12 protein-coding genes are annotated in these 12,078 nt (G+C 40.3%); 4 read left to right on the forward strand and 8 right to left on the reverse strand.

The features are described from left to right. Positions 1 to 11: 11 nt before the first annotated feature. The 5 genes from BacF7301_RS00080 to rpsF form a co-directional block, all read right to left on the reverse strand. The gene (locus BacF7301_RS00080; protein WP_167959416.1) at positions 12 to 1,124 is read right to left on the reverse strand and encodes a disaccharide 3-dehydrogenase; all 1,113 of its coding nucleotides are present in this window, start codon (positions 1,122 to 1,124) and stop codon (positions 12 to 14) included. Between the two features lie 234 nt (positions 1,125 to 1,358). Then, the gene (gene susR, locus BacF7301_RS00085; protein WP_167959417.1) at positions 1,359 to 3,023 is read right to left on the reverse strand and encodes a SusR family glycan utilization regulator; all 1,665 of its coding nucleotides are present in this window, start codon (positions 3,021 to 3,023) and stop codon (positions 1,359 to 1,361) included. Positions 3,024 to 3,103: 80 nt separating this feature from the next. Then, positions 3,104 to 3,547, reverse strand: a complete 444-nt coding sequence (gene rplI / locus BacF7301_RS00090; RefSeq protein ID WP_167959418.1) for a 50S ribosomal protein L9 — start codon at positions 3,545 to 3,547, stop codon at positions 3,104 to 3,106. Between the two features lie 14 nt (positions 3,548 to 3,561). After that, positions 3,562 to 3,834: a 30S ribosomal protein S18 gene (gene rpsR, locus BacF7301_RS00095; RefSeq protein WP_008759740.1), complete on the reverse strand. Its 273-nt coding sequence runs from the start codon at positions 3,832 to 3,834 to the stop codon at positions 3,562 to 3,564. 3 nt (positions 3,835 to 3,837) lie between these two features. Beyond that, entirely contained in the window at positions 3,838 to 4,182 is a 345-nt protein-coding gene (gene rpsF / locus BacF7301_RS00100) for a 30S ribosomal protein S6 (RefSeq protein ID WP_008759739.1), read from the reverse strand. A 159-nt stretch (positions 4,183 to 4,341) separates the two neighbouring features. Between rpsF and BacF7301_RS00105 the strand changes: the two genes are divergently transcribed. Both BacF7301_RS00105 and BacF7301_RS00110 read left to right on the forward strand, forming a co-directional pair. Further along, on the forward strand, positions 4,342 to 4,788 hold the full coding sequence (locus BacF7301_RS00105; RefSeq protein WP_008759738.1) for a MarR family winged helix-turn-helix transcriptional regulator: 447 nt from the start codon (positions 4,342 to 4,344) through the stop codon (positions 4,786 to 4,788). Positions 4,789 to 4,928: 140 nt separating this feature from the next. Then, positions 4,929 to 5,105: a hypothetical protein gene (locus BacF7301_RS00110; protein WP_167959419.1), complete on the forward strand. Its 177-nt coding sequence runs from the start codon at positions 4,929 to 4,931 to the stop codon at positions 5,103 to 5,105. A gap of 78 nt (positions 5,106 to 5,183) precedes the next feature. Here the strand turns inward: BacF7301_RS00110 and rprY are convergent, their stop codons facing one another. From rprY to fusA2, 3 genes are all read right to left on the reverse strand, one after another. Continuing rightward, positions 5,184 to 5,885, reverse strand: a complete 702-nt coding sequence (gene rprY, locus BacF7301_RS00115; protein ID WP_024987200.1) for a response regulator transcription factor RprY — start codon at positions 5,883 to 5,885, stop codon at positions 5,184 to 5,186. Between the two features lies 1 nt (position 5,886). Then, positions 5,887 to 7,443, reverse strand: a complete 1,557-nt coding sequence (locus BacF7301_RS00120) for a sensor histidine kinase (protein ID WP_044656166.1) — start codon at positions 7,441 to 7,443, stop codon at positions 5,887 to 5,889. A 265-nt stretch (positions 7,444 to 7,708) separates the two neighbouring features. Next, a complete protein-coding gene (fusA2, locus tag BacF7301_RS00125; RefSeq protein ID WP_167959420.1) occupies positions 7,709 to 9,865 on the reverse strand; it encodes an elongation factor G2 in 2,157 nt (718 codons plus the stop codon). 455 nt (positions 9,866 to 10,320) lie between these two features. On the opposite strand from fusA2, the gene hemW reads away from it, so the two are divergent. Both hemW and BacF7301_RS00135 read left to right on the forward strand, forming a co-directional pair. Beyond that, the gene (gene hemW / locus BacF7301_RS00130) at positions 10,321 to 11,451 is read left to right on the forward strand and encodes a radical SAM family heme chaperone HemW (protein WP_167959421.1); all 1,131 of its coding nucleotides are present in this window, start codon (positions 10,321 to 10,323) and stop codon (positions 11,449 to 11,451) included. A gap of 19 nt (positions 11,452 to 11,470) precedes the next feature. Next, positions 11,471 to 12,025 (forward strand): RNA polymerase sigma-70 factor, encoded by a 555-nt coding sequence (locus BacF7301_RS00135; protein WP_167959422.1) that lies wholly within the window; start codon positions 11,471 to 11,473, stop codon positions 12,023 to 12,025. Positions 12,026 to 12,078: the final 53 nt, after the last annotated feature.

The raw sequence follows: 12,078 nt of genomic DNA on the forward strand, positions 1-12,078 counted from the left end.
AATTATCTGTTTTAAGGGTTCGTTATTTGTGGAAGATTACTGTGCAGCAACCCATATCCATTTTTCATATTTCTTCTCCGTTCACGAATTTGTTCCAACGTGCGCAGATTACCGATAGCCGGCAGATCATGTGTACGTGTATCTTTCAGGAATGTCCATGCATATTCGGATGCAATGGCCGAATCACGCATTAGCGGCAGGCGAGGACTACGTTGTCCGGTCACTACCGAATCAGCAAACAAGTCGCATAATACGTCGATATTCTTGCCACCGAAAGGCTGCTCCACCCGAAGTGTCTGATTCACCCCGTGCAGATCGACCACAGCAGTATTGAAGTCATGCGTCATGCGCACCACACCTTTCGTTCCGATTATATCTACGTATGAATTATGTGTCTGGTCTTTAGACAATTGTCCATAAACAAAGCCTTGGGTAATATCAAAGACTACACCATTCTGAAAAGTACCGTGGCATTGCACCCACCAGGGATCTTTATAATTCCACATATTCACTCCTTGCGCATTCCATGTCCGGTAATCGCATCCGGCATACCAACGGGCAATGTCTACATAGTGCATTCCGCAATCATGGAAGGCGGGTCCTTCATATTCGTGACCTTCGCCCGGTGCCAGTCCGGGAGTCATATGGCAGATACGGATAATAGCCAACTCCCCGATTTCTCCTTTTTGAATATATTCCTTCATCTGTTTATGATACCAGGAATTTCGCAGATACAGGTTCACGGTAGAAATAAGATTTGAGTTTTCCGTCATTTCCACGACCTTCCACTCATTCTCCATCGTATCCGCAACAGGTTTTTCTGAAATAATATGTTTTCCGTAGCGGATGGCTTTTTCAATCTGCTCCATTCGTGAGTCTGCCAAAGTGAAAAGTCCGACAACTTGCACACTTTCATCCTCAAAAATACATTGATTATTTTCTACTATAAGAGATTCCGGAGATAATTCTTTAGCTAATTGACGTGATTCCGGATCGGTATCACAAATATAAGCAATATTCCATCGCCCACTTTTCCGCATCGCTTCCCAATAGAATCTTCCCATTCTACCGAAACCGATTATACCGACCTTGACTTTTGTGTCTACTGCAGATTGCGTGTCCATAAAACATAGTGAATTTAAGTACAATAAATAGATAGGTTATCAATCTCTGTCATCGGGCAGATGAATCGGAAACCGATAATGCAAAACTAACCAAATAAGCAACGCTTTATTCGCCTTACACTATTTTATGTAGATATAATAATCCATTAAACACCTAATAATAAGGCATTTACTACTTTTACAAGACCTAAAAAATGTAGATGATTTGGAATCGTTTTTTCTTTATAACGGCAACTATTTCTCCTGAGTTGAACTTATTTTCATAATTTCATTCTCAAATTCGTCTCTGTCTACTGCCGCTTTATTTCTCATTTTCGTACGATAGTTGTACACCGTACTTGTAGAGCAACGAAGGAAATTGGCTATCTTTCCGCTGTCCGTAATCCCCAAACGCAAGAGGGCATAAATGCGAAGTTCCCGGTTCAAAAGTGCATCCGGTTTCAGGATAATTTTCTCCTCATCTTTCAGCAAAGCATTAAAATCAGAAACGAAAGTCGGATACAACCCCAAAAATACTTTATCGAAACGAGCATATAAGGCAGTTAGTTCTTCATCAATAAGTGCGGATGATTTCAATTTCTTAATCAATTCCTCATAGTATTTATTAATCGCATACTTATACAATGTATTCTGATATTTCTCCATCTTACTGATATAACTAAAACAAACATCGAAAAATTCAGCAATATAATGCTCCTTTACATTACTAATTTCGCACAACTGATTGTTCGTATCATTCAGTTGGTTATTCATATGGTTCAGCTTATCGTTCAATCTCAAGAGTTTCTCATTACTCTGCGCCAATGCCTGCTTAATCCTTAAAATCTTCTTCATCTGAATATAAATACATATCACCAACAAGACTAAAAGAAATAGGATAATACTTGTAGAAATAAGAAAGGTAGTCAAATTCGACCTGGACCTGGCCTGCTCTGTCTGATAAGCAGTATTAATAATGGCATTAAACTTATAAATTTCAATTGCCCTGAAATGAATACCCGAAGATATTACATCGTCAATAGCAGACTGTGTAAACTTGAATGCATCAGCTAAATTCTGCTCTTCATACTGTATCAATGCAAGAGCTTGCAGAGAAGCATTTTCCCTCGTTGCATTCCGGGTATCGGCAATAGCAGATAATATCAGGTATTTTTTCGCCTCATCATATTTCTTCTGATGCCTGCATAATCCCGAATACGAATGAGTAATCATAGCATAGGTAGGTGTTCCCACCTCCTCTATTTCCAGCAATTCCTTGAAAATCTCTTTCGATTTTATGGTATCCCGCCATATATAATAAGATGCCTGATACATTCTATAATCTAAAGAAGTGTGATCGATGAGAGCAAATAGCGAATCCTGATAAGCTGATTGTTGTTTTCCATACAGGTTGTTGGCAACCGAGATAGAATAATGTCCCCAAAAACTAGCATAAGTCTGATAATAAACAATCAACAAATCTTTGGGAAGTTCTGATGACCTTATGCTCTTCAATATTATTTCCGCCTCCCTAAACCTGCCACACATCGAATATAAAAAACTCAGATTCAAAGACGACTGATTGATTAAATAGGTTTTATTCAACTGACGGGAGATTTCAATATTGCGATCGACATAATGAATGGCAGAATCAATATGAAATTTTTTATATTCGTCATACAACCGAAGATTTATCCTATACTCTCCCTCAAGTGTCAAACCGGGGCTTTTCAACATACATTTTATCCGGTTGATTCTATCCTCTTTCTTTTGGACAAAGATATGTTTTTCATCTATCACCCTGCGCAAAGAATCAGTCAATAGTTTCAACTCATTGTTCGCATAAAGAATACTACCGATTCCTAAAGCAATCAGTAGAAGCAAAAATTTCTTCTTCAAAAAACAATTGTTGAGTTTCATAATATTAGCGCAAGTATAATAAAAAAAGCGATTCGTTCAAAGAACAAATCGCTTTTTCATATATTGAAGTAAATTTGCTCTTATTCAGCAACTACCTCGAAAGGAATTTCTACCGAAACTTCCTTGTGAAGTTTAACTATCGCCTTGTAGCTACCAACTTCTTTCACAGCGTCTTTTACAACGATGATCTTTCTGTCGATTTCGTGACCCAGCTTAGTCAATGCTTCAGCGATCTGGATGTTACCAACAGAACCGAAGATAGTACCAGTTGAGCTAACTTTAGTTGCAATAGTCAAAGTTACGCCTTCCAACTTAGCAGCAGCAGCTTCAGCATCCTTCTTGATTTTCTCAAGCTTGTGAGCGCGTTGTTTCAGTTCTTCAGCCAACATTTTCTTTGCAGAAGGAGAAGCGATAACAGCTTTTCCAGTCGGGATCAGATAATTACGACCGTATCCGGATTTCACGTTTACGATATCGTTCTTATATCCCAAGTTTACTACGTCTTCTTTTAAAATAATTTCCATACTTTTCCTCCTTCTTATTTCATCATGTCAGTTACATAAGGCAGTAATGCCAAGTGACGAGCTCTCTTCACAGCCTGCGCGATACGACGTTGGAACTTCAAAGAAGTACCTGTGATACGACGCGGAAGGATTTTACCTTGTTCATTCAAGAATTTCTTCAAGAATTCAGGATCTTTGTAGTCGATGTAACGAATACCGCTCTTTTTGAAACGGCAGTATTTTTTCTTCTTAACGTCTACTGACGGCGGAGTTAAATATCTGATTTCTGATTGAGTCTGTTGTGCCATGATTTAATCCTCCTTTTTGTTTGATTTAACACTTCTTCTTTTAGCAGCATATTCTGCAGCATACTTATCCATCTTGAAAGTCAAGAAGCGGATAACGCGTTCGTCACGACGGAAGTTTAGTTCCAGCTTGTCAATTACAGTAGGATCTGCATTGAACTCAACCAACTGATAAAAACCTGTAGACTTCTTCTGAATTGGATAAGCCAATTTCTTCAGTCCCCAGTTTTCCTCATTGATAATCTCAGCACCTTCAGCTTGAAGAATACCTTTGAATTTTTCTACCGCTTCCTTCATCTGAACATCAGACAAAACGGGAGTTAAAATGAAAACGGTTTCGTATTGATTCATACTTCGTTTAATTAAATAAATAATTTTTTATTTTTAAATGCGGGTGCAAAGTTAGGCAATTTATTTTGAACTACAAATATTTAATCTTTTTTTGTATCCTAATGTAGGAATTATCCGCGAAGTGGCTTACCTTTGCAAAGTTGTTTAAACAATAATTTCATGATAGAGCAATTCAACTTCGACATCCGGCTTATTTTTGCCATATTGAATGGTAAGGTTTCTGCGGCAATCAACCGTAAACTGTACCGCAACTTCCGTCAGAACGGTCTGGAAATCAGTCCGGAGCAGTGGACTGTACTTATTTTCCTGTGGGAAAAAGACGGTGTGACGCAACAAGAGTTGTGCAATGCAACTTTTAAGGACAAGCCCAGCATGACCCGTTTGATTGACAATATGGAACGGCAACACCTCGTTGTACGCATCTCTGATAAAAAAGACCGCCGCACCAACCTCATCCACCTCACCAAAGACGGGAAAGAGCTGGAAGAAAAAGCACGTATCATCGCCGGGCAGACTTTGAAGGAAGCACTTCACGGCATTACGCTTGAGGAACTAAGCATCGGACAGGAAGTATTGAAAAAGGTATTCTACAACACGAAGGATTAGGCAGAGAAACAGCCCTTTAAATCATAAAATCCACTAAATCCTATCTTTATAATGGATTTTTTATTTAAATAATTTCGCCCGTTAAAGAATTATGCTTTAATTTGTGACTGGAATATAATAATCTATTAAAATACACACACATGAAAAGTTTATTAAAGAACTTGGGATTGATCTTAATCTTGGTCGGAGTAGTTATCCTGCTGGGCTGTTCCTTTACAGGTAATGTGAATGACAACGCTCTCTTGGGTACCTCGGTAGTACTGGTAGTACTGGGACTCATTTCTTATATCATTATCAATAAGAAGATCGCTGATTAATTTCGTAGAAATCAATAAAAAATCCCGGAAACGAATGTTTCCGGGATTTTTTATTTGTAGTTATCGAATGTAATCTCATTAAGATTCAACTTCCGGCGTGATTAGCTTATAGCCTTTTCCGTGGATGTTGATAATTTCGATAGAGTCATCTTCTTTCAGGTGCTTACGCAGTTTCGTGATATACACGTCCATACTGCGGGCATTGAAATAGTTATCATCAATCCAGATAGTCTTCAACGCGAAGTCACGTTGCAGAATCTCATTAGCGTGAGCGCAAAGCAATCCGAGCAATTCAGATTCTTTTGTAGTCAGCTTAGTCTGCTTGCCTTCCGAAGCCAGAATTTGTTTCTGGGTATCGAAAGTAAACTTACCGATCTTATAGATATTACTTTCTTTGTTCTTCTTTCCGCGAACACGTCTCAGGATTGCTTCAATTCTGAACGTCAATTCTTCCATGCTGAAAGGTTTGGTGATATAATCATCCGCACCAATCTTAAATCCTTCCAGGATATCTTCTTTCAGCGTCTTAGCCGTCAGGAAGATAATAGGAATTTCAGCATTCGCCGCACGGACATCTTGTGCCAGAGTGAAGCCATCTTTCTTAGGCATCATTACGTCAAACACGCACAAGTCATATTTATTCTTCAAGAAAGCCTTATAACCGGCTTCGCCATCAGGAAATAACTCAGCAGAATAACCTTTTGCCTGTAAATATTCTCTTAAAAGCATGCCAAGATTTTCGTCATCCTCGCATAATAAAATACGCAGTTTCTCGTCCATATCAATTATTTTTTAATAAAGGTAATGCAATAATAAATTTAGTTCCCACGTTCAGGTCGCTTTCTGCCCGGATGGTTCCCTTATGCTCGACGATAATCTTCTTCACATAAGCCAATCCCAGTCCAAAGCCCTTCACATCGTGCAGATTACCCGTATGTACACGATAGAACTTTTCAAATATCTTTTTCAGGTTTTCCTTCTTGATGCCGATACCGTTATCCTGTATCGAAATCATCAGTTTACCCGATTCATTCCATGTTCTCACTTTCAGTTCCAGATCCTCTTCCGGTTTCTTATATTTCACCGCGTTGTCCATCAGATTAAAGATTACATTGGTGATATGCATCTCATCTGCAAATATAACAGGATCAGTGGCCTCAAGGTTCGATGTTATCTTACCATTATATCTTTCCACTTTCAGGGTAAATGTATTGATAACTCCCGTTATCAGTTCATTCGCATCAATCTCCTTCATCTTCAAAGTCGACTTCTGACGGTCGAACATCGACATTTGGAGTACCTTCTCTACCTGGAAGCGCAAGCGCTTGGTTTCATCATTTATCACTCCCGATATATGCTGGAACATCTGCGGTGATTTTCCCACTGCAGGGTCTTTCAGCATCTGTGCTGCCAACGAAATGGTGGATATCGGTGTTTTAAATTCGTGTGTCATATTGTTGATGAAGTCATTCTTCATTTCTGTCAACTTCTTCTGACGGAATACGATATAAATCGTAAAGATGAATGTCACTAACAATACCATTGTAAATATCAACGACGGAATCATGAAGCTGATCGAATCAAAAAGATAATCTCTTCTTCCCGGGAAATGCACTTTCAGTACACTCATCTTAGCAGGTGGATCGTTCTTGAACAATGCCTGCTGATAGAATTCATCACTCCCCTTTCCGTCATAATCCGCACAACGGTAGACTTCCCGTCCATCCTTATCAATCACCATAAAGTGAAAAGGTAAGTCTATACCATTATTATATAGGTTCGATTTCAGATAACCGTTCAAGTCACCAAACCTTACTCTATCTCCAATAGACTTGTCACTTGCCCGATAAATCATCTGCCAAACCACTTCATTAAGCAATTCACGCTGATACATATATCGGTTTTTGATAGCCTCTATCAACGAGCGCGAGGTTTCCGGAATCGTTTTGGTTCCTCTATAAGGAGAAATCATCGCTTTCGGAAGTTCGGATGGTTTGGTAGTCATCACTTTCAATTCAAAATCCGTATATACCTTTCCATCTTTAGACTTCATCGTAAACCGCTGCGTCTGCTGAACTAAATCATTCTGCTGCAATGAAGCGTTGTTCTCAATCAAAGCCTTCCGTTCAGCATCAGAAACATCTTCAATTAACCAACGTTGCGTTTCTGCATATTCCACATCCTTAGAAACCTGATCCAGGCTATTGCGTACAGCCGAATCAAACTGTTCCTTACGGGTTTTCATCATTTCCTCTATATAACTGACCTGTAAATACAGTAAACTGAGGAAAGAAAGCCCCATTACAATACCTAATATCCAAATTGTTGACTTCTTCATAGCAACAAAATTAACACTCCCTAATTAACACTCCTAATGCATTAACTTGATTTAACCGGAACTTCCCGGAAATTAACCGAAAGGAGTTATTTAGGTCGTATTCTGATTACTACAACAATATAAACCCTCCTTTGGTTTGCAAATTTAATAAAAAATTAAATCTTCTCCTTGTGTTTTTCCATCTTTATTAATCATAGTTAAACAAAAACCGTCCTCTTTTACTTAAAAAAGAGGACGATTTTAACACTATTAAGAAATTTACGGACTATTCTTCGGTTTGTTTAGCTTCAAAATCTTTAATTAACTTATCCTGAACATCTGCCGGAACAAGCTCATAACTCGAGAATTTCATGATAAACGAAGCACGTCCGCCCGTGAGTGAGCTAAGTGCTGTCGAGTAAGAAGACATTTCTTTCAAAGGTACTTTAGCAACCAGTTTCTCGAAACCTTTTTCGCTACTCATACCCATAATCATGGCGCGACGTCCTTGAAGGTCACCCATCACATCTCCCATTCTATCGGATGGTACAAACACTTCAACATCATAAATCGGCTCCAGAATCTTCGGGCCTGCATTCTTGAACGCTTCACTGAAGGCGTTACGTCCGGCAAGCATGAAGGAGATTTCATTGGAATCTACCGGGTGCATCTTACCATCGTAAACGATCACGCGTACATCACGGGCATACGAACCTGTCAACGGGCCTTGCTCCAGACGAGCCATGATACCTTTCATAATAGCAGGCAAGAAACGGGCATCAATAGAACCACCGACAATACTGTTGATAAACACGAGTTTACCACCCCATTCCAATGGAATTTCTTCCGTACCTCTTACGGTAATCTTAAATTCCTGTCCGTTGAACTTGTAAGTATCGGGCACAGGCATACCTTCTTTATAAGGTTCTACAATCAAGTGAACTTCACCGAATTGACCGGCACCACCGGACTGTTTCTTATGACGATAGTCTGCACGAGACGGTTTTGTGATTGTTTCACGATACGGAATCTTCGGTTCTTCATATTTTACCTGGAGTTTTTCATTATTTTCCAAACGCCATTTCAATGTACGAAGATGGAATTCTCCCTGTCCGTGTACCAAAGTCTGTTTCAATTCCTTTGATTGCTCGATTACCCACGTCGGGTCTTCTTCACGCATACGGTTCAAGATGGTCATCATCTTTTCCACATCCGCTTCATTGACCGGCTTGATGGCACGCGTATATTTGGAATTCGGATATTTGATAAAGTTGAATTTATAATCGCAATCCTTGCCATTCAATGTATTACCAGTCTTTACGTCTTTCAGTTTCACGGCAGCACCAATATCACCGGCCCGCAATTCTTCCACTTTCACACGATTACCACCGGCTACCACATAAATCTGCGCAATACGTTCTTTCGAGCCACGGTCAGCATTCAGCAAATCGTCTCCTTCATGAACTTTGCCGCTCATTACTTTGAAATAAGATACTTCACCGATATGCGGTTCCACGCTTGTCTTGAAGAAATAAAGAGATTCCGGCCCGTTCGAGTCAGGAGCCACTTCTTTGCCATCCGTATTCTCTGCCTTCGGCATTTCAGAAACAAAAGGAACCACATTACCCAGGAATTCCATCAAGCGGCGAACGCCCATATCCTTACCGCCACAAACGCAGAATACAGGGAACATACCTCTGGCAATCAAACCTTTGCGGATACCTTCGCGCATTTCGTCTTCCGAAAGGGATTCCTGTTCGAAGAATTTCTCCATCAGGCCTTCATCATTTTCGGCAGCGGCTTCTATCAAGGCTTTGTTCATTTCCATCGCTTTTTCCATTTCTTCAGCAGGAATGTCCTCAATTACAGGAGCACCGCCTTCGGGCTTCCACGAATATTTCTTCATCAGCAATACGTCAATCAGAGAGTTAAAGCCCGGACCGGTACTGATAGGATATTGGATGGGAACAACTTTAGAGCCATAAGCTTCTTTTAATTGCTCAAGGATATTATCATAGTCGCATTTTTCATTATCAAGCTGGTTGACTAGAAAAATAACTGGCTTATTCAATTTTTCTGTATATCGGAAATGATTTTGTGTACCGACTTCGACGCCGTATTGGCCATTGAGAAGGATAATTGCAGTGTCGGTCACGTTTAATGCAGTTACTGTACTGCCTACGAAGTCGTCCGAACCCGGACAGTCAATAATATTAAGCTTTTTATTGTTCCATTCTACATGGAGAACGGTGGAGAAAACGGAGTAACCATACTCTTGTTCAACAGGGAAATAATCACTAACAGTGTTTTTAGCGGCAACAGAACCGCGACGTTTTATAACACCACTCTCGAAAAGCATCGCTTCCACGAGAGTGGTTTTCCCAGAGCCAGAACTTCCCAACAAGGCAATGTTCTTGATTTCATTAGTCTGATATACTTTCATAATATATAAGATTTTAAATAATTACTCAGTATGTTTCTCACATACCATTAATTTTGTGATGCGCAAATTAGGGATTAATTGGGGGAAAAGCAACACTTGCGGTAGTGTTACTAAACAATGTTATGTAACACATCTTTATCGCGAACAATTCTGCTTAGTATAAAATTGTTTTCCCGTTAGAAACAAACAAGCCGTCCATCGCTTATTCAGAAATAATTTATTGCCTGCTGAATTATCGTTCAACAGTTGTTGGACGACAGTTCTATATTTGTAGAGCATTCGTTCAACAGTTGTTGAACGATAATCGAGTAGTACTTGTACAAATAGTTTCGGCTGAAATAAAAATTGTTTTATTCGGGCACGTGCACTCTTTTCTGTTAAGAGAAAACAAATCTTTGATATATTATCCGATAATAGTTTTACTTTTGTATCCACAAAACTCAAACAGCATAGCTATGGCAGGTATCTATCTTCATATTCCTTTCTGCAAGACTCGTTGCATCTATTGCGATTTTTATTCGACTACCCGTAGTGAACTAAAAACACGCTATGTACGCGCCCTTTGCAGTGAACTGGAAATGCGGAAAGAATATTTGAAGGGAGAACGGGTAGAAACTATTTATTTCGGGGGCGGAACGCCGTCGCAACTGGAAGAAGGAGATTTCAGACAACTGTTCGAAACCATACAGAAGTGTTATGGAGTGGAATCTTGCCGCGAAATCACTCTGGAAGCCAATCCGGACGACTTATCAAAGGAATATCTGCAAATGTTGTCTACTCTCCCATTCAACCGCCTCAGCATGGGAATACAGACTTTCGATGACGCTACCCTCAAATTGCTGAAACGCCGCCATGATGCCCGGACTGCCATCGAAGCTGTCGACAGATGCCGGCAAGCCGGATTCAGCAATATCAGCATCGACCTTATATATGGACTGCCGGGAGAAACGAAAGAGCGTTGGGAGAACGATCTCCGACAGGCTATCGACCTGAATGTGGAGCATATTTCTGCCTATCACTTGATTTACGAAGAAGATACACCTATATATAAGATGTTGAAGCAGCACCAGGTATCCGAAGTAGACGAAGATTCCAGCCTGGAGTTTTTTACGTTGCTGATAGAGCGTCTGCAAAAAGCAGGATTCGAGCATTATGAAATCTCTAATTTCTGCCGACCCGGCAAATACTCCCGCCACAATACTTCGTATTGGCAAGGTATCTCTTATCTGGGTTGTGGGCCATCGGCACACTCTTTCGACGGAATGACACGGGAATGGAATGTTTCATCCATCGACCTATATATAAAAGATATAGAGGAGAACCGCCGTGCTTTTGAAATCGAACACCTGGATCAAGTCACCCGTTACAATGAATTTATCATCACTACCATACGCACAGTGTGGGGCACACCCATAGAAAAGCTAAAACAGACATTTGGCAATGAACTATGGGAGTACTGCCGGAAGATGGCTGCGCCCTATTTGGAAAATGGAAAACTGGAAGAGCACGATGGCGCTCTGCGCCTGACCCGTGAAGGTATTTTCATTTCCGACAGTATAATGAGTGATTTGCTTTGGGTAGATTAATAAAATAAACGGCAAGCCGATGACCGAATCAGAAGTAAGAAAGTTATTACGGCAAATGAAGGAACTGGATTCGCAAACCGCGTTCCGGGACTTTTATGACATGACATACGACCGCCTTTTCCGCATTGCTTACTACTATGTAAAGCAAGAAGAATGGTCGCAAGAAATCGTACTCGATGTATTCCTGAAACTCTGGAAACAGCGCAGCACGTTACTCGACGTGAGAAATATTGAAGATTATTGCTTTATCCTGGTCAAGAATGCTTCACTCAATTATTTGGAAAAAGAATCCAAGCATACGTTTATTCATGCCGACTCCCTTCCCGAACCGCAGGAACAAAGTTACTCACCGGAAGAATCATTAATCAGCGAAGAACTGTTTGCCCTCTATGTGAAAGCACTCGACCGACTTCCCGAACGTTGCAGGGAGATATTTATCCGCATCCGTGAAGAAAAACAGAGTTATGCACAAGTAGCGGAAGAATTGGGTATCAGCACAAATACAGTAGATGCCCAGCTACAAAAAGCAATAACACGCCTGAAGGAGATGATTAGCCGGGTCGAGATAGATTAACATTTATTCGCATAAAAAGCGTAGGGAGTTTCTGTCAATCTTCTGTCTTTATC

The sequence above is a fragment of the Bacteroides faecium genome, assembly GCF_012113595.1.
In the GTDB taxonomy this organism is placed as follows: Bacteria; Bacteroidota; Bacteroidia; order Bacteroidales; family Bacteroidaceae; genus Bacteroides; species Bacteroides faecium.